The organism is Amycolatopsis sp. NPDC051372, assembly GCF_040682095.1.
Taxonomy (GTDB): domain Bacteria; phylum Actinomycetota; class Actinomycetes; order Mycobacteriales; family Pseudonocardiaceae; genus Amycolatopsis.
The window spans coordinates 244,137-263,861 of record NZ_JBFBAF010000006.1; the positions used below are offsets into that span (position 1 = coordinate 244,137).

Genomic DNA, 19,725 nt, shown 5'->3' on the forward strand with positions numbered 1-19,725 from the left:
GATTCACGAAGCGGGTGGTTCGAAACGCCCGTCGACGGCGGTCCAGCCCCCGTCGACGGCGAGCACGGAGCCCGTGACGAACGTCGAAGCGTCCGAAGCGAGGTACACCACGGCGCCGGCCAGCTCGTCGGCGCGCGCCCACCGGCCGAGGGCGCCCTTGGTGGCGTAGGCGTCGTACCAGCCGGGGTTCTGCTTGATCTGCGCGGTGAGCGGGGTCTCGACGACGCCCGGCGCGATGGCGTTCACGCGGACGCCCGACGGCCCGAACTCCGCGGCGGCGGTGCGGAAGAGCTGTACGAGGCCGGCTTTCGTCGCGGAGTAAGGGCCTTGGCCCGGCTCGACGGTGGTGCCGCGGATCGAGGAGAACCCGATGATGCTGCCCCGGCCGCGCGCGACCATCGGCCCGCCGAACGCCCGCACCACCTCGAACGCGACGCCGAGGTTCAGCTCGACGACGCGGTCGAACTCCTCGCGGGTGTAGTCGAGGAGGCGCTTGCGCACGTTCACGCCGGCCGTGAGCACGACCGCGTCGAGCTCACCCAGTTCCTCGGCCGCGCGCTCGACCGCACCCGGTTGAAGGAGATCGATCCCGTACACCTCGGCCACGCGGGTCTCCCGTGCGGCAGGAACGTCGCGGTCCGCGCAGATCACGTGCGCACCGTGCGCGGCCAGCGCCCGCGCGGCTTCGCGGCCGATGCCGCTTCCGCCGCCGAGCACCACGATACGGCGGCCATCCAGGCGGAAGAGGTTTTCGTAGTTCACGGGCGTAGCACCGCCATTCTCGTCACGGTCAGTTCTTCCACGGCGAAGCGGGGGCCTTCGCGGCCGATGCCGGAGTCCTTGACGCCGCCGTAGGGCATGGTGTCGGAGCGGAAGCCGGGGACTTCGTTCACGACCACGCCGCCGACGTCGAGCTCGTCGAGGGCGCGGAAGGCGGTGCTGAGGGAGCGGCTGTAGACGCTGGCGTGGAGGCCGTAGCGGGAGGCGTTCACGGCCGCGAAGGCGGAGTCCACATCGGACACCGCGCGGAGGCAGACGACGGGGCCGAAGATTTCTTCGTCCCAGCATTCGACGCCGTCGGGGACGTCGGCCAAGACGGTCGGTTCCAGGGCGCCGTCACGCAGAGAGCCACCGGCCAGCAGCCGCGCTCCGGCGGCGGTCGCTTTGTCGACCCACTCGACGACGCGGTCGGTGGAGCGGGGGTCGATCAGCTTGGACACGCGGGTGGCCTCCGAGCGCGGGTCGCCGACGACGACCTCGGACAGGCGAGCGAGCACGCGAGCCGTGAATTCCGAGGCCACCGAAGAGACGACCAGGACTCGCTGCACCGAGATGCACGCCTGGCCCGAGGCGTAGAAGCCGCCCCTCAACACAGCGTCGGCCGCCGCGTCGAGGTCTGCGTCTTCAGCGACAACCAGAGCCGCGTTCGAGCCCAGCTCCAACAGGGTCTTGGTCGGGGCGGCGTCGCGGGCGATCTGGTGGCCGACGGCGGCCGAGCCCGTGAACGACACCGCGCCCACGCGGCGGTCGGTGACCAGGGCGGAACCGACCGAGGCGTCGCCCGTGACCAGTTGCACCATGGCCGGGATGGGCGCCAGCGAGCGGACGAGGTGGACCAGCCACAACGTGGCCAAGGGCGTCTGCGGCGCGGGCTTCACGACCACCGGACAGCCGGCCGCGATGGCCGGAGCGATTTTGTGCGACGCCAGCAGCACCGGGTAGTTGAAGCCGGCGATCCCGACGACGACGCCGATCGGCTTGCGTTTCCAGAAGCCGACAAGGCCGTCGCCCGACGGGAGCAGGTCCAGGGGCACCGTCTCGCCGTGCAGGCGGGACACCTCTTCGGCCGCGGCTTCCCACGTGACGATCGTGCGCGCGACCTCGACCCGGCAGTCGACCAGCGGTTTTCCGGTTTCCAGGACCAGCAACGCTTCGAACTCGGCACTGCGTGAGCGCAAAGCAGCGGCCACGTCGTTCAGCAGCTGCCGGCGCGTCCGCGAAGGAAGAGCCGCGACCTCCCGCGCGACAGCCACCGCCTCGTCGATCGCGCGCGTCGCCAGGGCAGGAGTGCCGACCGGAGCAGAACCGATCACGCTGCCGTCATAGGGGAAAACCACGTCCGAAGTGTCCGAAGTAGATATCCAACCGGAGCCGATCGGCAGTCCCTCGGGGTAGTCAGGCATCCTCCGCGCTCCCTCCACTGAGTCCTCCAATCAGCCCTCCACTCAGCCGGGCCAGCTCGGCGCGCAGGTCGGGCGCGGCCGCCAGTAGTTCCCGGGTGTACTCGTGCTGCGGCGTTTCGTAGACCTCCTCGACGGCGCCGATCTCCACGATCTCTCCGCGCCGCATCACGGCGACGCGGTCGCACACGTGCCGCACCACGCCGAGGTCGTGCGAGACGAAAACGAGCGTCAGCGAGAACTCCGCCACCAGACGCGCCAGCAGGTCGAGGATCTGGGCGCGCACGGAGACGTCGAGGGCGCTCACCGGCTCGTCGGCCAGCAGCACACTCGGGTTCGGCGCCAGCGCGCGGGCGATGGAGATGCGCTGACGCTGGCCACCGGAGAACTGGTGCGGGTAGCGCGAAGCGGCGTCGGCGGGCAGGCCGACGGCTTCCAGCAGCGAGGCCACCCGCTCCGGCGAACGTCGGCCCAACGGCTCGGAAATGATGTCCCGCACCCGCATCCGCGGGTCGAGCGAACCCATCGGGTCCTGGAACACGATCTGCATCGACGACCGCAGGAACCCCAGCTTCCGCTCCGGCAGGTTGTCGATCCGCCGCCCGTCGAACGAGACCGTGCCCGACGTCGGCCGGTCCAGCGCCGCCAGCAGGCGCACCAGCGTGGACTTGCCCGACCCCGACTCGCCGACGATCCCGAACCGTTGCCCGGCCTCGACGTCGAAGCTCACGCCGCGTAGTGCGTGGACATCCCGGCGCGCGTACTTCCGATGCAGGCCACGGACTTCGATCATCGAGATGCTCCATCCTCCGGGGCCGAGCCCCGGACCCCAGCCGGGGGACGAGCCCCCCTGGACCCCCCCACAGCGGTCAGGTCGGAAGCTGCCAGTAACGCCTTCGTGTAAGCATGCTGCGGCGCCGTCAGCACCGACCGCGTCGACCCGCGCTCCACGATCTCCCCGTCCAGCATCACCAGCACCCGCTCGCACACCGACGCCACCACCGCCAGGTCGTGCGTGATGAACAGCAACGCGGCCTCAGCAGACAACGAACTCTTGATCAACGACAGGATCTGCGCCTGCACCGTCACGTCCAGCGCCGTCGTCGGTTCGTCGCAGATCAGCAGCGACGGCTCGTTGGCCAGCGCCATCGCCAGCACCACCCGTTGCCGCTGCCCGCCCGAAAGCTGGTGCGGATACGCCCGAGCGGTGCCCGGCAGGCCGACCGCCGCCAGCAGCTCGTCCGCCGAACGCCCCCGCCGGCCGTGCACGCGGAACGGCTCCGTCACCTGCCGGCCCACGCGCATCGCCGGGTTCAGCGCCGTCATCGGCTCCTGGAACACCATCGACAACCCGTTGCCGCGCAACCGCGACAGCTCGCGTTCGGACGCGCCCAGCAGCTCGCGATCGTTCAGCCGCACCGAACCCGTCGCCCGCAGCTCGTCCGGCAGCAGGCCCATGATCGACAACGCCGTGAGCGACTTCCCCGACCCCGACTCGCCGATCAGCCCGACGCGTTCGCCCGCGCCGATCGAGAACGACACATCCCGCACCAGGCCAGCGACCCGCAGACCGTCCACTGTGAGAGTCATGCGCGGGCCGCCAATCGCGGGTCGAGCCGGTCGCGCAGCCCGTCGCCCAGCAGGTTGAACCCGAGCACCGCCACCGCGATCGCGACGCCCGGCACCAGCGCGAGCCGCGGGTGGATGGTCAGCAGCTCCTGCGACTCCTGCAGCATCCGGCCCCACGACGGCGTCGGCGGCCGCGTGCCGAAGCCGAGGAACGACAGCGCCGCCTCGGCCAGCACGGCGATCGCGAACGACACCGAAGACTGCACGATCAGCAGGCCCGAGATGTTCGGCAGCACGTGGCGCGCGGCGATGTTCACACGCGAGCGCCCGGCCGCGCGCGCCGCGAGCACGAACTCGCTGCTGCCCACCTGCAACGTCCCCGACCGCGCGATCCGCGCGAACGACGGGATGGTGGCGATGCCGATCGCGATCATCGCCGTGAGCGTGTCGGCGCCGAACACCGCGCCGAACATGATCGCCAGCAGCAGCGCGGGAAACGCGAGCACGAGGTCGTTCACGCGCATCACGAACTCGCCCAGCCACCGCGGCGCCAGCCCCGCCAGCACCCCCAGCGGCGTACCGATCACCGCGGCGATGCCGACCGCCACCACACCGACGTACAGCGTGGTGCGCGCGCCGACCATGATCTGGCTGAACACGTCGCGGCCGAACTTGTCGGTGCCGAACAGGTGCTCGGCCGAAAAGCCCAGCAGCTTGTCGGCCGCGTTGACCTGCACCGGGTCGTACGGCGTCCACACGAACGACACCAGTGCGGCCAGGACGACGAGCGCCACCAACACCGCGCCGAGCGCGAGGCTGCGGTTTCGCACCGGAGTGAGCGTGGTCATCACGAACCCCGCAATCTCGGGTCGAGCACCGTGTAGAGCACGTCCACGACGAAGTTCACCAGCAGCACCCCCGCCACGAGCACCAGCACGATTCCCTGCACCGTCAGCAGATCGCGCGACGACACGGCGTCGAGCAGCATGCTGCCGAGACCAGGCAACACGAACACGCGCTCGACCACGACCGCGCCGATCAGCAGCGTCGCGAGCTGCAGGCCGAGCACCGTCACGACGGGCACCGACGCGTTGCGCAACCCGTGGCGCCGCAACGCCTGCGCCGGCAACAAGCCCTTCGACCGAGCCGTGCGCAGGTAGTCCTGGCCCAGTGTGTCGAGCACGGCCGAGCGGACGTAGCGCGTGAGCACCGCGCCCTGCACCAACCCGAGTGACAACGCCGGCAGGATCAGCCCGCGCACGAACTGCCCCGCGTCCTGGTCCGGCGGCGTCCACCCGCCGCTGGGCAGCCAGCGCAGCTGCACCGCGAAGATCTGCACCAGGATGATCCCGGCGAGGAACGCGGGGATCGCCACACCGATCTGCGACAGCCCGGAAACCGTGACCCCACTAAGCTTGCGGTGCCGCACGGCCGCGAACATCCCCACCGGCACCGCGATCACCAGCGCCACCACCATGCTCGCGCCGACCAGCCACAACGTCACGCCGAGCCGGTCGAGCAGCTGCGGCCCGATGGCTTCACGCGTGACGTACGAGCGGCCGAAGTCTCCGTGCAGCACGCCGCCGATCCAGCTGACGTACTGCGTGACGAGCGAGCGGTCGATGCCGAACTCCGCGCGCGTCTTCGCCAACAGCTCCGGCGTCGCGTTGACGCCGAGCGCGACCTGCGCCGGATCACCCGGCAGCACGGCCATGAACAGGAACACCACGATCGACGCGACGAAGAGGCTGACCACGAGGATCGCCACGCGCCGGAGCACCTTCACGGTCATGCCGGCCTCAGTCCCGTGAGGTCGAACGACTCGCTGACCTGGTTCTTCGCGAACCCCGTGACCTTGTTCTTCGCCACGATCACGTTGGGGTACAGGAACAACCAGTCGGCCGCCGCGTCGGTGTCGAGCTGGCGCGCCACCTGCTTCATGTCCGCGACCTGCTGCTGCGGCGTGCCGCTGTCGGCCTCGGCCAGCAGCTGCTGCACGCGCGGGCTGTCGTAACCCCAGTAGTACGTGGGTTTCCCGAACGTCGTGATGTCGCGGGCCTCCACGTGCTGGATGATCGACAGGTCGTAGTCGTGGTCGGTGAACACCTGCTTGAGCCACACGGCCGGGAAGTCGAGCGGCTCGATCGTGGTCCGCACGCCGACGTCGGCCAGCTGCGACTGCACCACCTGCGCGGCCGACACGGCATACGGCAGGTTCGGAATCCGCAGCCGCAGGTTGAGGTTCTTCACGCCGGCTTCCGCGAGTAGCTGCTTCGCCTTCGCCGGGTCGTACGGGTACACGCCGGAAAGGTCCTCGTACCACGGGTCCGTGGGCGGGACCATGCTGCCGATCAGCGTGCCCCGGCCGTTGAACACCAGGTCCAGCACGGCTTTGCGGTCGATCGCGTACGTCAGGGCCTGGCGCACGCGCGGGTCGGTCAGCGGTGCGCGCTGGTTGTTGAACGCGAGCGTGACCTCGCTGTTGGTGGTGCCCTGCAGCACGGTGAACCGGTCGTCGCCCTGGAACTGCGGGATCGAGTCGGCCGAGGTGAGTGAGGAGATCACGTCGATGCCGTTGCTGAGCAGGGCGTTGTTGAGCGCGGTCGGGTCGGCGATGTACTTGAGCACCACCGTGGAGTACGCGGGTTTGCGGCCCCAGTACGCCGGGTTCTCCTTGAGCACGATGGAATCCCCGCGCCGGCGCGACGCCACCTCGTACGGTCCGGTGCCCACCGGCTTGTTCGCCAGGTCGGCCACGCCGGTCGGGCTGAACATCGCGCCGAGGCGGCTGGTGAGGCTGAACAGCCAGCCGTTGCTGGGTTTCGAGAGCACCACGCGCGCGTGGTCGGGTGAGACGACGTCCACGTGGTCGACCACGTTCATCGCGGACTTGATCGAGATCGTCCAGTCGGTCTTCACGCGCAGCAGCGAGAACTTCACGTCCGACGCGGTGAACGGCGCGCCGTTGCTGAACTTCACGCCGGGCTGCAGCTGGAAGTCATACGTCTTGCGGTCGGGGCTCACGGTCCACGACTTGGCGAGCAGCGGCACGATCCGGCCCTGCGCGTCGAGCTTTACCAGGCCCTCGTAGACGTTGTACAGCAAGGCCTGCGGGATGGCGGCACCATCGGCGTGGGTGAAGTCGAAGTTCGCCGGTTCGGCCGTGAAGCCCACCGACAGCGTGTCGGGACGGCTCGACACGCTCGCGCTGGAGCCGGCCGAGCAGGCGGACGCCGCGAGCAGCACCGCGAGCGCCGCGAGGTGGAGCCGGGCTCTCATTCAGCCTCCTGAAGCGGCCTTCAAGCAAGTACACTGGTCTGACCAGTAGCCTGAGGTTGGCACCAGACGACGCCGAGGTCAAGGGATGAAGTTCGAACCGGTGGCCCCGGTCCGCGCGTACGAGCGGATCGTGGAGCAGATCGAGGAGGCCGTGGTCAGCGGCCGCCTCAAACCCGGCGAGCGCCTGCCCGGCGAACGCGAGCTCATGACGCAGTTCGGCGTCGGCCGCTCGACGGTGCGGGAAGCGTTGCGCGTGCTGCAGGCCGCCGAGCTGATCCGGTCGCGGCCCGGTGACCCGCGCGGCCCCGAGGTGCTGGCCGCGTCACCGGCGGCGTTGCACCGCTCGATGCACCGGCTCGCCCGCGCCGACCACGTGGGGCTGGCGGAGCTGCTGCAGTTCCGGATGGTGCTCGACGGTTCGGCCCACCTGCTGGCCGCGCAGCTGCGCACCGAAGCCGATCTGTCCGCTTTGGACACCGCGCTCGCGGCCATGCGCGCCGGCGCCGAAGAGGGGTTCGCGCAGTTCAGCCGGGCCGACGTGGCGTTCCACGAGACGATCGCCCGCGCGTCCCGAAACCCGCTGCTGGTGGTGAGCGCCGAGGTCGTGCGCGGAGTGGTGCTGGAGCTGATCGAGGACAAACTCTCGCATGCCCGCGACCGTTCGGCGTTGATGCAGTCGTGGCTGGGCCACCACGCCGAGGTGCTGGAAGCCGTGCGCGCGGCCGACGGGGAACTGGCGGCGCGGCTGGCGCGGCGAGCGCTGTATGACAACTACGCGGAGTACGTGCCGGAAGAGCAGCGCGCGCTGCTCACGCCGTTGCTCTGAACCCAGCAGGAAAACGACCGCAGCCCGGCCGTTGGTGGCGCCGGGCTGCGTGATCGCGTTCGGGAACGCTCAGGAGACGAGGTTCGCGTACACGACGATGTTGTCCTTGTAGCTGTGCTCGGCGTGGTCGAACACGCCACCGCACGTGATCAGCCGCAATTGCGGCTTGTCGGTGTTGCCGAAGACCGCCTGCGTGGGGAAGGTGTCCTTGGGGACCTCGTCCTTGTGGTCCACCACGAACTTCAGCTTCTTGCCGTCGCTGCGCTCGATGTCGACCTCGTCGCCGGGGTTGACGTCCTTGAGCTTGTAGAAGATGCCCGGCTGGTGGTTGCCGTCGACGTGCCCCAGCACGATCGCCGGGCCGACCTCACCCGGCACGGGCGAAAGGCGGTACCACGCGGCCTGCATCGGCGTCTTCACCGACGGCACCGAGATCTGCCCGTCCTTGTTGGGCAGCACGGTGATCAGCGACGACTTCGCGCCGATCTTCGGGATCTCCACCGAGGTCGGCCTCAGCCCGGTGAACGGTTTGGTCACCGGCACCGGCTTGCTCACCGGTGCGGGCTTCGCGGCGGTCGCCGGGGCGTCCGACCCGCAACCGCTCAGCGTCAGGGAAAGGAGCAGGGCGCCCGCGATCGCGACGCCCTGCCCGCACTTACCAATCCGGCCAAATGTAGGCCGGCCCCCGCGCGGCACGTAACCGTTACTGCGAAGCCATCCGGCCGTGGCTGTGGTCGGATTGGTAACGATCGGCGCAGTATTCGCCATCAAGCGGCCATGCCGCCGAAGCCGGTCTCGACGCCACCCTTGGGCGCGTACTTGACCTGCGAGCTGCCGTCACCGTTGGTCGTGCCCGCGGAGCCCGCGCCCGCGCCACCCGCCGGCGGCACCGGCTGGTCGCCGGTCTGGTCGCCGCCGCAGGTCCAGGTCGCGGTCACGTTGCCGGCGTCGAAGGACACGCCGTCGTGGCGCTGCACGAGCCAGCCCCAGTAGCGGCCGTCGGTCTCGTCCTGGTGTGGGCCTTCGATCAGGTCGAAGTCGCTCGAGGACACGTTGGTCGGCTCGCCCGCGGCGCAAGCGATCACGAACAGGCCCTGGTTGCCGTCGAAGTCGATGCCATACGCGATGTCGTCCTCGTACGGCGGCTCCTCCGGCGTGGAGGTCTCTTCCGAGCCTGACGTGGTCGGGGTCGCGGAGTCGCTCGGCTCACCGGTGTTGCCCGGGTTGCCCGGCTGGCTTGTGTCGGTCGGCTGCCCGCCCGTGGTGGGCGGAGTGTCCGAAGAGGACGGTGCCTCGGACGACGAGGGAGCGTCCGACGACGGCGTGTCCGACGCGGGCGGCGCGTCGGTGACCGGAGTGTCCGAAGTGGGCGGAGTCGAGACCTCGGACGTGGTCGGTGTGGTGCCGGGCTCGTCGTCCGCGAGGGCGGTCGGCGTGACGGCGAGGCTGATCAGGGCGCCCGCGAGCACAGCGCCCGCGAGTCTGCCCAGGGTCTTCTTCACGTGTTGTTCTCCCTGGAAGAAAGAGCGGTGACCCCCACCGCGTCCGCTGATCTTGCCGGAGAAAGAGGGCGAACACGAAACGTTTTCGACGGTGATTAAAAGCACCGTAAACCGAGGTAACGAACCCGCGGGCCCCGGCGATGAAGTGGCTCAACACCGCGCTCAGACACACGAAACCCGGCGGAACCGTGCCTTTACTGTAACAGTTTCCGGCCCGCCGGCGAAGCTCCGTGAATTGTTGACCGAATTCAGCCCAGTGCGGTAACGAGGTCGCGCCAGAGGTCTTCGGGGTCCTCCAGGCCGACGCTGAAGCGCAGCAAACCGGCGGGTACGCGCTCCTCACCCGGCAGCCACGCACGCCGCTCCACCAGGCTTTCCACGCCGCCGAGGCTCGTCGCCGCGCGGATCAGCCGGACGGTGGAACACACCTTGTCGGCGGCTTCGGCCGTGGCCAGCTCGAACGACACCATCATCCCGAAACCGGGGTAACGCACCTTGGTGACGGCCGGGTGTTCCGCCAAGCGGGAAGCCAGCAGCGACGCCGTTTTCGTCTGCTCCGCAAGCCGCACCGGCATCGTGCGCAGGCCGCGCAACGCGAGCCACGCTTCGAGCGCGCCCGGCGTCGAGCCGATGCGCGTACGCGCGCCGCGCAGCTCGGCCGCGATGCTCTCGTCGGCCGCGACAGTGATGCCCAGCAGCAGGTCGCTGTGACCGCCGATGAGCTTCGTCGCGCTGTGCACCACGATGTCCGCGCCCAGCTTCAGCGGCTGCTGGTGCAGCGGTGTCGCGAAGGTGTTGTCCACGACGACCCGGCCGCGGCTGCCGCGCGCGATGGTCTCGATCTCCATCACTTCGAGCGTCGGGTTCGTCGGCGACTCGAGCCAGAGTAGGTCGGCGTCGCAGTCGAGCCACGCCTGCGTGTCGGTGGGGTCGAGCTCGGTGACGCTGATCCGGCCCATCTTCTCCGCGTGGTGCATCGCGCCGCGCGTGACGGCGTAGCTGAACGTCGGGACCGCCACCGTCGAGCCGACCGGCAGTGTGTCGAGCACGGCCGACAGGGTCGCGACGCCGGAGCCGAAGGTGGTGGCGTGGCCGCCTTCCAGGGCACCGACGGCCTCTTCGAGCGCGTGCCAGGTCTCGGTGCCGTCGGAACGCGCGTAGACGGAGTCACCGCCGGCTTCGAACGTGCTCGTGGCCACGATCGGAGTGTTCAGGGGCTCGCCGGGGCCGTGCGGCCGCCCGGCCGCGATCGCGATCGTGCGCGGTGTCCATTCGTCCATAGCGACACCGTAGCTGTATCACCGTTGCCGATCCGGCCACAGCCACGGCGCTATGCCCTGCGTCGCAGGCTTCCGTTATGCCCCGGGGGACGCGCCTACTTTTGGCCGGATCGGCAATGGCGCCCACGGCCTCGCAGCCGTGATGTGGCGGTCGGCTCACCCGCGCCGGCGAGCCGACCACGTCTTTCAGTGCGCGTACACCTCGAACTCGTACAGCGAGTAGCCGTAACCGGTCCCCCGCTGCACGCCCTGCATCCGGACGAACCGGGCGTCCGCCGGGGTGAACGACACGTTGTCCGCGCCGCCGTTGCCGTCGGTCACCACGGCCGCGTCACGGCAGTTCTCGCCGTCGGCCGAGAGCTGCACCTTGTAGCCCTTCGCGTATGCGGCTTCCCACGACAGCACCACGCGCGCGACCTGCTGCACCGAACCGAGGTCGACGGTGATCGACTGGTTGTCGCTCCAGTCGCTGGCCCACCGTGTCTTCGCGTTGGCGTCCACGGCGTTCGACGCGGGCGAGTTGTACAAGCCCGTCTCGGCGCTCGTGGCGCTCACCGGTTTGCCCGCGGCGAGGTTGCTGACGTTGTCGCCGCGGTGCGCCGGGTACTCCACGACCTGCTGGAACGTCGGCCGGTTCTGGGTGCTGATCTTGTCGTGCGTGATGCCGCCGAGCGGCCGCTGGATCACGGTGTCGGCGCACCACTGGTCGCCGGCCGAGCAGTCGGCGTCACCCGGGTACACGGTGCTGGCCGGCTGCGCCGCGGCCGCCATGAGGGAGTCGACCAGCGCGGTGCGGCAGGCGGTGAGGTCGCCGCCACCGCAGAACGTGCTGCCCAGCGGACCGGCGACGGGCTGGCCCAGCACCGTGCGGAGGTCCTTGCTGACGTAGCCCCACCAGCCGTGCTGGTACGACGAACCCTGGTGTGGCTGGCCGACGTGCTTGCCCGGCAGCTCGTTCTGGAACCCGGAGGGGCTTTCGTTGACCTGCAGCACGTTCGTCATCGCGGTGAACGCGTCGTCGCCCAGGGCGGGCTTGAACTCCGCGGTGACGAGCAGCGGCCACCACGCGTCCATGATCCGGATCGCGTCGGCGTCGTTGTACGCCTTGCTGCCCGGCGCCGACTCCACGCGCCGGTGACCATGCTGCAGCCACGTCTTCAGCTTCGCCTCGGCGTCGGCCGCCGCGCCGGTGAGCGGCGTCTTGTCGAGCACCTGCAGCAGGAGCGGCAAGACCTCCTCGGCCCGTAGGTCGGCGAGCGCGGCGTCTTCCATGGCCTGCGCGAGGTTCACGCGCGTCACCTTGGTACCGCTGTTGATGAGCGCCTTCACGCGCGTGTCGAGCAGGTCGGCGCGGTGCACGGCCGACTTGTCGGCGCCGCCTGAGGCGTAGCCCTTGGCCTGCGCGTTGTTCCAGCTGACGTAGTAGTCCTGGTTGACCGACTGCGGGTGCTGCGAGGCCGGTGTGTAGTTCGCCTTGTTGCCGTCGGGGTTCCAGCCCTGCCAGTCGTAACCCTTGTCGCCCCACACCGGCATCATCGGGTCCACAGTGGAATTTCGGACGGGGTTGGCGCCGGAGTTGAAGTAGGCGACGTCCTTCGAGTCGGCGTAGAACCAGTTGAAGGTGAAGTTCACGTCGCTCGCGGCCCGCTGGAAGTCGGCCGCGGAGTGGATGAAGTCGGGGTCGTTGAACTCCTGGAAGCCGATGAGCGAATCGACCTCGTGGAAGTACGAGGACCGCAGCGACGCGTACGCCACCGGCTTGCCGCCGATCGTCGCGCGGCTGACGACCGGGCCGTACTTCGTGCGGTAGCTGCGCAGCGTGTACGAACCGGCGGCGGTGCCGTCGGCCACCGTCGGCGACCAGGAGTTCTTGCGCTCCACGGTGTCCATCGGCAGGCACTGGCCCTGGTAGACGTAGTAGTTCGAGTCCTTAGTGGCCGGCTTGCCGCTCGGATCGCACAGCGGGAGCGCGAACGTGTCGATGATGTCCTGCGCCGACGTCGTGGCGCTCCACGAGTAGTCCTGACCGCGGCCGAGCAGCACGTACATCGAGATGCCGGCGAACGACGCGCCGCGCGCGCTGATGCCCGGGCCCTGAAGTTCCTGCAGCAGGAGCAGCTGTGGCGCGAAGTACCCGGTCTGCGGGCCGAACACGGCGACCGGGTGGCCACTGGCGGTCTTCGAACCCGAGACGACGAGCGCGTTGGACATGCCGTGCTTGTCGCTCAGCATGTCGCCGGGCAGCACGCCGTTGTCGAACATGCCTTTCGCCGCCTGCTGGTCCGCCGGCGCCTTGACGTCGACCTTCGCGGGCGAGTCGGTGGCCGCGGAGCCGGACTGGTCGTAGACGAGCTGCTGCGGCGTGACGGAACCCTTGTCCGGCAAGGCCAGGCCTTGCGGATCGGCCGGGGTCATGCCGTAGTCGAAGGTCTGGCCGTCGTGCAGCGTCTTCACGGCTTCGGGATCGTCAGCCGAGCGCAGGCTCTGCCAGACCTGCTCGCCCTTGGCCACGCCGTACTTCTCCTGCAGCGCGAGCTTCGCGATCGCGTTCTGCACCTCACCACCGCCGCCGGCGCCGAACTGCGCGCCGACCACGGACGCGAGCACCACGAGGTCGGTGAGCTTGAACGGCTCGATGGTGCCGGCGTTGGTGATCGCGTCGACGTGGCCGGTGAGCACGTACTCGCCCGGGAAGTACCGGCCGTTGTGGGAGTCGGTGATGTACTTGTTGATCCCGTCGACGTAGGCCTGGGAGTCGGCGAGGCCCTGCCTGCCGCGCGGGCCGCTGGCGGCGGTCGCCTCGATCTGCTGCTGCAGCTCGTCCTCGGTGTAGGGCGCGGCGGCGAAGAACGACTGCTCGAGCTCGCGGTTCGCAGGCGCGCCGCCTGCGTATGAGGTCAGCTGGCCGCGGCCGACGCGGCGCATGATGTCCATGAGCCACAAGCGATCCTGCGCGGCCGCGTAGCCGGCGCCGAACTCGGTGCCCGAGCGCGTGGTGCCCTGGATGTGCGGGACGCCGGTGGCCTTGTCACGGGTGATCGTGACGTCGGAGCGGGGCTGCAGCGTGCTCGCGACCTGGTCGACGGGGACGCCGAAGGAGGAGTCGTTGAAGAACTTGCCGATGGTGTCGGTGGTCAGCGTTTTGTAGCCGCCGGCGAGGTCGGCGTACTTGCCGAGCTGGTCGTCGGCGTGCGCGGGCTGCGTGCCGAACGCCTTGTTGCCAAGGATCTCCGCCAGCGTCGCGCCGCCGTTCTCCCCCGGCGGGAGGATGTCGTTGCACTGGCCGGCGCAGTAGTCGTTGCCGGGCAAGGCCGCCGAGGCGGGTGGCGCGCCGCCGACCGCTGTCACGAGTCCCGCCGCGACAACGGCCAGGGCCGAAACAGCCAGAGTGCGGATGCGTCGTCGCATGCCGGAGCTCCCGTCCACGAGGTTCCCCCAGGGGTGACCCAGCGCACGCTACCGACGGGTAGATGAAGTGTGAAGACTATTCGCGTTTAACCCCTCTTTGGGCCTAGTCCGATCGGCGCAGCGCGAAGCCGCTGGGTACGGTGAGCGCCATGACCTTGGAAAAGCCCGAAATCGACCGCCCGGACGGACCCCCTCCCGCCGAACTGGAGATCACCGACCTCACCGTCGGTGACGGCGCGGAGGCCCAGCCGGGCAATGCAGTGACGGTCCACTACGTCGGCGTCTCGCACTCCACCGGTGACCAGTTCGACGCGTCCTGGGACCGCGGCGAGCCGCTGCGCTTCGCGCTCGGCGCCGGCCAGGTCATCCCCGGCTGGGACCAGGGAGTGGCCGGCATGAAGATCGGCGGCCGTCGCCAGCTGGTGATCCCGCCGCACCTCGCGTACGGCGAGCGTGGCGCGGGCGGCGTGATCAAGCCGAACGAGACGCTGATCTTCGTCGTCGACCTCGTCGGCGTGAACTGAACCTCCGGGCAACCGGGCCGACTCCACGGGCAGCCCGGTTGCCCGAACTCTTTCGAGTGAACCCCGGTCATCGCTAAGCTGCGCCGATCACCGGCCGGGACCGGTGCCACTGACCAGGGGGAAAGTGACATGCGCGTTCGCGCGATTGTTTCCGCGGCTCTGCTCACGCTCGGGGCCGCGCTGGCCGGCGCCGTGCCCGCTTCGGCCGTCGCCAACGGATCCGACGTGCCGCAGGGCCGGTTCGAGTTCGCCGCGAAGCTCACGATGACGAACATCCCGCGGCCCGACGGCACGCATTACGACAGCGGTTGCTCGGGCGCGCTCGTCGCGCCGCAGTGGATCCTCACCGCCGGCCACTGCTTCCACGACGTGAACCGCAACCCGATCTCCGGCCCGGTGCCGTACCCGACTTCGGTGCTGCTCGGCACCACCGTGCAGCGCGGCAAGCTCGGCGTGACGCGCCAGGTCACCGACGTGGTCCAGGCCGGCGCAGGCGACATCGCGCTCGCGAAGCTCGACAAGCCGGTTCGCGGGATCACACCGCTCAAGGTGAGCCGCTCCGAGCCGACGGTCGGGCAGAAGCTCACCCTCGCCGGCTGGGGCGCGCTGAGCTCGGTGGACGCGGCGCCGTCGATGAAGCTGCAGCAGGGCACCGTGGCGGTCGGCGAGGTCGCGGCCACCACCCTCGGCGTACACGGCGTCGCGCCGGCCGCGGATACCAGCGCCTGCCTCTACGACTCGGGCGCACCGTACTTCGTGGCTTCGGGCCGCGCCGGCCGGATCGTGGCGGTCGAGTCGGAAGGCCCCGACTGCCCCCACGACCAGCAGGAGACGGCCTCGCGCGTCGACGTGGTCGCCGACTGGGTGCTGTCGCAGACCCACTGACGCCCAGATACCAGAAGACGGGCTCCGCGCACAGGTCGCGGGGCCCGTTTTCTTTCGCCCGACAAGGGAATTCCTGACCAGGAAGTAGCTGGATAGCGTTGAGGGTCGATCATCGGCGCCCTGCCGGTGGCCCGACGAAGGGAAAGAATGCGCGTCCGCGCCGCACTCACCGCAGCAGCCCTCCTGCCCCTCCTCACCGCCGGCCCGGCGTTGGCCGTCGCCGACGGGTCCGACGTGGCCCCGGGCCAGTACGGCTTCACGGCCAAGCTGACCATGGCGAGCATCCCGCGCCCGGACGGAAGCACGTACACGAGCTTCTGCTCGGGCTCCCTCGTCGCGCCCACGTGGATCCTCACGACCGGCCACTGCTTCCACGACGCGCAGCGCAACCGCGTGTCCGGCCCGGTGCCGTACCCGACCACCGTGACGCTCGGCCTGGTCGACGAAGCGAAGGAAGCGGGCGTCACCCGCAAGGCCACGCAGGTGCTGCAATCCGCGGAGAACGATGTCGCCCTCGTGCAGCTCGACAGCGCGGTCCCGAACATCACGCCGCTGACCGTGAACCGCCTGATCCCGGCCGCGGGCCAGCGCCTCACCCTGGCGGGTTGGGGCAGCCACACGGCGAAGAACCCTGTGCCGTCCTCGAAATTGCAGCAGGGCACCGTGCAGATCGCCTCCGTGTCCAGCACCACCGTCGGCGTCCGCGGCGTCGCGCCCTCGCCCACCACCAGCGCGTGCGTCTACGACTCCGGAGCGCCCTACTTCGTCCCGTCCGGCAGCGGCGGTCAGCTCATCTCCGTGGAGACGACCGGCCCGGACTGCCCCCACACGACCGTCGAAACGACATCGCGGGTGGACGTGATCGCGGATTGGATCGCGGCGCGGACGAAATAGCCGGCCGACCGGCGCGGAGAGCGACAGTCAGGATCGCTCTCCGCGCCCCTGCCGCTGGCGGGTCACTGCGTGACAGCTTTTTTTACGCGTATTTCCCCTCGCGGCGTGCGGTCACGTTCGCCGGAATAATCGCGGCTTTACTTGTCCTTTTTCTTCGGCAGCTGGTCGGCGGCTTTCTTGCCCGCCGGGCCGAGTTTGTCGAGGACGGAGCGCACGCCGCTGACCACGGCGTCGCCGACGGGGTTCGGGTGATCGTCGTCCGGGTCGCCGATGCCGCCGGCAACGCCGCTGGAGCCTGAGTCCATGGTATTTCTCCCCAACTGTTGTTTATCGGATTACCCGTTCAATTACCGATGCTACGCAATCGCTGCACCCACAACAACCGCGCGATTTGGGCCTCCTCTCCGGGAACTGCGCCGAGTCGGTTGTTCATCAGGTGGACATGCTGGAACGCCGCGCGGTAAGGCGAAACTCGCCGTGCCGATTCGCGGTACTCCGTCCAAAAGCGCTCGGCGTAGCGGCGCAGGGGCTTGCCGACGCGGTCGGTGGCCAGTTCGCGCGTCACGTTCTCCAACAGCCGGCCCGCCTGGCGCACCGCGGCCGGGTCGTCCGGGCGGGCGGTGGCCGCGGCCGGGCGCCAGGCGACCGTGCGCGCGCCGCGGCCCGACCAGTACCAGGCGTACTGGTGCAGGAAGCTCACCTGCTGGTCGGCCGGCAGGCGCTCGACGATCGCGGCGGTGTGGGCCGCGGCCTGCGTGATGCGGTGGGTGGAAGCGCGGCCGGGGAGCAGCTCCAGCGCGGTGTCGCTGCCCAGGTGGGCCACGCGCTCGGCGAACTCGACGCCGTCGGGGCCGCGGAACTTCGCCAGCTCCGGTTCGTACCAGCGCTTCACGACCTCCGTGCCGCGTTCGGCGAAGCGGCGATCCAAGTCGGCTTCGACCACGGCGCCGGCATCCGGCTGCGCCTGAACCCGAACGCGCAGCTGGAGGCCCGACATGTCCATGTACTGCAGGAAAAACCAACGGCGCAGCGGATGTTCAGTGACCACCGGCCGCACCACCTCGTTCAGCAGCCGCGTCACGGACGGCAGGTCCGGGACGTACACGCGCCAGTAACGCCAGTCGGGCCACAGCAAGGCCTCAAGCATGGGTCACCACCGTCAGGAACTCGGTCACGCGCCCGACGCTCGCCCCGGCCGCGGGCAGGGCCTCCGTGAGTTCGAGCTCCTCCGCGCCGGCCAGGCCTTTCAACGCCGTCCACGCCGCAAGGGGGTGGGCGAAGCTGAGCCACTGCGGTTTCCCCTGCGGCACGCCGCCCGCGGCCAGACCGCGGACGAACACCTGCTCGGGCAAACCGTGCTCGGCCAGGAACATCCGGCCGGCGCGGAGGAAGTCCACATCGGGTCCGCCGGCGACGGCGGGCAGCGCCGACGCCGGCAGCGTCCAGCGGGCGCGGCGCAGCACCAACCGCCCGTCGGTCACGCGCTCGCGGAAGCCCGCGCCCGGCACCGGAGCCCACGGGCCCAGCGACAGCCACGGATCCGACAGCAGCTGCAGCACCCGCGGCACCCCGCGCAGCAGGTGCGCGGGCACGGCGCCGAGGTAGCTCAACGCGGCCGACCGCCCGGCCGGGTCGAGCACCTCCAACGTCCCCGTGGCCAGGTCGTGGCGCACACGGAACCCGTCGATCGACACGCCACCCGGCCCGGCCGACGGACGTTCGGCACCCCACGACAGCCACGGCGCCGAACGCACGGCCGGCCGCTGCGTGTCCGTCCAGTCGGCGTGCGCGGTCACCTGGTACACCGCGCAACCGGGGAAACGCTTCTCGTGCAACGAAGTCACCGCCGCCTCGACCCGCGCGGCCAGGCCAGGCACGCCGGCCCAGCGCGAGACGGCGCCGAGGTAACCCGGGTGCACCTGGTTGACCACCAGCGAATCACCCGCGACCTGCCAGAACACCGAGTGCGCCGGACGACCGATGCTCGGCCCGACGATGTCGCGTACGTCGGGTTCGGGCACGGCGCAGCGCGACAGCCACAGCATCGGGTCCAGGTCCCGCACCGCGCGGAACGCGAACTCGGCCAGGTCGGCGACGCCGCCGTTGCCGTAGTGGTGCAGGAAAAACCGGACGAGGTCGTAGTACCCCGCGCGCGGCCGCGCGGTGGCGCCCAGCAGGCCGTCGAGCCGGTCGAGCTCCCCCGCCACCCACACGGGCGGCGCGGTCTCCGGCTCCGGGCCGTGCGCGACGGTTTCGTGCACCAGCCCCAGCCCGTCGAGCCAGCGGGCGCGCGCCGGATCGCGTTCCGCCAGCACGGTCCGCAGCCGGCCGCGCAACGCGAGCACGGCGTCGGCCCGGCGCCTGCCGTCCGCGCTGCCGGCCACGACCTTCTCGGCTTCGGCCAGCGAAGGACGTCCCCAGGCGGTGAAGTGCCGGGGTTCGTCGAGCCGCCACGGCGGGCTCACCAGCAGCAATCCCTGGTCCACGAGCCGGCGCACGTCGTCGACGGCGCAGCCCAGCTCCGCGGCCAGCTCACGCAGCCGCCGCGGCCGCGGGTCGAGCGGCACCGGCCCGGCCAGCGCGGTGACCTCGTCCTCGCGGAAGTACACGCCGTGGCGCATCAGGTGCGCGGGCAGCGCGGCCAGCCACTCCGTGCCGACCAGGCGAGCGTCCACATTGGGCACCACGATCGGGTCGTCCTCCAGCGCCGCATACGCGAGCCGCGCGGCGACCCGCGAGGAACTCACCAGCCGGCACCCCGCGCCAGGGTCGACTGCGCCGCCGAAGTCCCCGACGCCGACGGTCGTCAACGCGCCGAACGGGCTCGGCTTCAACGTGGTCCGCACCAGGTACGACACCGCGCTGCGGCTCAGCCGGCCTCCGGGTTTGCCCAGCTCAGCGCGTTCGGTGAACGCCGTGACGAACTCGGGGCTCGCCAGCGCCAGCCCGGCCAGCACGGGCCGGCTGCGCAGGGCCGAAGCCACGGCGTGCTGCGCCGAAGCCAGCTCGGCGCCGAGTGCCCGCGCCGCCTTCTCCAGCAGCTCACGCTCGTGTACCAGCAGCTGGTGCCACTCGCCGAGCCGGTCCGCCTCCTCGGCGGACAGCACTTCCCGCGCGAGCCTGACGCCGGCTTCGTCGGAGCGCTCGTTGAACACGCTCCGACGAAGCCGGATCAGCCCGCGCCGCTGCTCGCGCGACAGCTCGTCGCGGCCGATCACGGCGTGCAACGCCTCGCAAACCGGTTCCGCCAGCGCGGTTTTGCGCGCGGCGGCGGACTCGGCCTCCTCAAGGAGGGCGACGGTCTCCGGGGCACGCAGACCGTCGAGCACGCCGGCGGGCAGGCCGCAGATCCGGGAGACGAGCAGCTCGGACACGACC

18 protein-coding genes are annotated in these 19,725 nt (G+C 70.2%); 4 read left to right on the forward strand and 14 right to left on the reverse strand.

All coding sequences use genetic code 11. From position 1 onward, the window contains the following. Nucleotides 1-3: 3 nt before the first annotated feature. The 7 genes from AB0M56_RS11995 to AB0M56_RS12025 are packed head-to-tail and all read right to left on the reverse strand — an operon-like array spanning nucleotide 4 to nucleotide 7,028. Nucleotides 4-762: an SDR family NAD(P)-dependent oxidoreductase gene (locus AB0M56_RS11995; RefSeq protein WP_220245481.1), complete on the reverse strand. Its 759-nt coding sequence runs from the start codon at nucleotides 760-762 to the stop codon at nucleotides 4-6. Next, the gene (locus tag AB0M56_RS12000; RefSeq protein WP_364174025.1) at nucleotides 759-2,183 is read right to left on the reverse strand and encodes an aldehyde dehydrogenase family protein; all 1,425 of its coding nucleotides are present in this window, start codon (nucleotides 2,181-2,183) and stop codon (nucleotides 759-761) included. The genes AB0M56_RS11995 and AB0M56_RS12000 overlap by 4 nt, the downstream gene beginning before the upstream one ends. After that, a complete protein-coding gene (locus AB0M56_RS12005; RefSeq protein WP_364174028.1) occupies nucleotides 2,176-2,973 on the reverse strand; it encodes an ATP-binding cassette domain-containing protein in 798 nt (265 codons plus the stop codon). Before AB0M56_RS12005 ends, AB0M56_RS12000 begins: the two co-directional genes overlap by 8 nt. Beyond that, nucleotides 2,970-3,770 (reverse strand): ABC transporter ATP-binding protein, encoded by an 801-nt coding sequence (locus AB0M56_RS12010; protein WP_364174031.1) that lies wholly within the window; start codon nucleotides 3,768-3,770, stop codon nucleotides 2,970-2,972. Before AB0M56_RS12010 ends, AB0M56_RS12005 begins: the two co-directional genes overlap by 4 nt. Beyond that, nucleotides 3,767-4,579 (reverse strand): ABC transporter permease, encoded by an 813-nt coding sequence (locus AB0M56_RS12015; protein ID WP_364174034.1) that lies wholly within the window; start codon nucleotides 4,577-4,579, stop codon nucleotides 3,767-3,769. The genes AB0M56_RS12010 and AB0M56_RS12015 overlap by 4 nt, the downstream gene beginning before the upstream one ends. A gap of 17 nt (nucleotides 4,580-4,596) precedes the next feature. Further along, nucleotides 4,597-5,541: an ABC transporter permease gene (locus AB0M56_RS12020; protein ID WP_364174037.1), complete on the reverse strand. Its 945-nt coding sequence runs from the start codon at nucleotides 5,539-5,541 to the stop codon at nucleotides 4,597-4,599. Then, a complete protein-coding gene (locus AB0M56_RS12025; RefSeq protein ID WP_364174040.1) occupies nucleotides 5,538-7,028 on the reverse strand; it encodes an ABC transporter substrate-binding protein in 1,491 nt (496 codons plus the stop codon). The genes AB0M56_RS12020 and AB0M56_RS12025 overlap by 4 nt, the downstream gene beginning before the upstream one ends. A gap of 85 nt (nucleotides 7,029-7,113) precedes the next feature. Here AB0M56_RS12025 and AB0M56_RS12030 point away from each other — a divergent pair, with 85 nt between their 5' ends. Then, nucleotides 7,114-7,854, forward strand: coding sequence for a FadR/GntR family transcriptional regulator (locus AB0M56_RS12030; protein ID WP_364174043.1), 741 nt, complete (start codon nucleotides 7,114-7,116; stop codon nucleotides 7,852-7,854). A gap of 69 nt (nucleotides 7,855-7,923) precedes the next feature. Here the strand turns inward: AB0M56_RS12030 and AB0M56_RS12035 are convergent, their stop codons facing one another. The 4 genes from AB0M56_RS12035 to AB0M56_RS12050 form a co-directional block, all read right to left on the reverse strand. Beyond that, nucleotides 7,924-8,517 carry a class F sortase gene (locus AB0M56_RS12035; RefSeq protein ID WP_220247274.1) on the reverse strand — a complete coding sequence of 198 codons (594 nt, stop codon included), beginning with the start codon at nucleotides 8,515-8,517 and terminating at the stop codon, nucleotides 7,924-7,926. Nucleotides 8,518-8,621: 104 nt separating this feature from the next. Continuing rightward, on the reverse strand, nucleotides 8,622-9,356 hold the full coding sequence (locus AB0M56_RS12040; RefSeq protein ID WP_364174046.1) for a hypothetical protein: 735 nt from the start codon (nucleotides 9,354-9,356) through the stop codon (nucleotides 8,622-8,624). Nucleotides 9,357-9,604: 248 nt separating this feature from the next. Beyond that, nucleotides 9,605-10,636: a PLP-dependent transferase gene (locus tag AB0M56_RS12045; RefSeq protein ID WP_364174049.1), complete on the reverse strand. Its 1,032-nt coding sequence runs from the start codon at nucleotides 10,634-10,636 to the stop codon at nucleotides 9,605-9,607. A 186-nt stretch (nucleotides 10,637-10,822) separates the two neighbouring features. Further along, nucleotides 10,823-14,044, reverse strand: a complete 3,222-nt coding sequence (locus tag AB0M56_RS12050; protein WP_364174052.1) for a penicillin acylase family protein — start codon at nucleotides 14,042-14,044, stop codon at nucleotides 10,823-10,825. A 149-nt stretch (nucleotides 14,045-14,193) separates the two neighbouring features. On the opposite strand from AB0M56_RS12050, the gene AB0M56_RS12055 reads away from it, so the two are divergent. The 3 genes from AB0M56_RS12055 to AB0M56_RS12065 all read left to right on the forward strand — a co-directional run bounded on the left by AB0M56_RS12055 (nucleotide 14,194) and on the right by AB0M56_RS12065 (nucleotide 16,347). Continuing rightward, nucleotides 14,194-14,568, forward strand: a complete 375-nt coding sequence (locus tag AB0M56_RS12055; RefSeq protein ID WP_364174055.1) for an FKBP-type peptidyl-prolyl cis-trans isomerase — start codon at nucleotides 14,194-14,196, stop codon at nucleotides 14,566-14,568. A gap of 129 nt (nucleotides 14,569-14,697) precedes the next feature. Next, nucleotides 14,698-15,453: a trypsin-like serine protease gene (locus tag AB0M56_RS12060; RefSeq protein ID WP_364174058.1), complete on the forward strand. Its 756-nt coding sequence runs from the start codon at nucleotides 14,698-14,700 to the stop codon at nucleotides 15,451-15,453. 147 nt (nucleotides 15,454-15,600) lie between these two features. Then, nucleotides 15,601-16,347: a trypsin-like serine protease gene (locus AB0M56_RS12065; RefSeq protein ID WP_364174061.1), complete on the forward strand. Its 747-nt coding sequence runs from the start codon at nucleotides 15,601-15,603 to the stop codon at nucleotides 16,345-16,347. Between the two features lie 137 nt (nucleotides 16,348-16,484). Here the strand turns inward: AB0M56_RS12065 and AB0M56_RS12070 are convergent, their stop codons facing one another. The 3 genes from AB0M56_RS12070 to AB0M56_RS12080 are packed head-to-tail and all read right to left on the reverse strand — an operon-like array spanning nucleotide 16,485 to nucleotide 19,721. After that, on the reverse strand, nucleotides 16,485-16,652 hold the full coding sequence (locus AB0M56_RS12070) for a hypothetical protein (RefSeq protein WP_220245467.1): 168 nt from the start codon (nucleotides 16,650-16,652) through the stop codon (nucleotides 16,485-16,487). 38 nt (nucleotides 16,653-16,690) lie between these two features. After that, nucleotides 16,691-17,494, reverse strand: a complete 804-nt coding sequence (locus AB0M56_RS12075) for a thiopeptide-type bacteriocin biosynthesis protein (protein WP_364174064.1) — start codon at nucleotides 17,492-17,494, stop codon at nucleotides 16,691-16,693. Beyond that, nucleotides 17,487-19,721 (reverse strand): hypothetical protein, encoded by a 2,235-nt coding sequence (locus AB0M56_RS12080; RefSeq protein WP_364174067.1) that lies wholly within the window; start codon nucleotides 19,719-19,721, stop codon nucleotides 17,487-17,489. Before AB0M56_RS12080 ends, AB0M56_RS12075 begins: the two co-directional genes overlap by 8 nt. Between the last annotated feature and the right edge of the window lie 4 nt (nucleotides 19,722-19,725).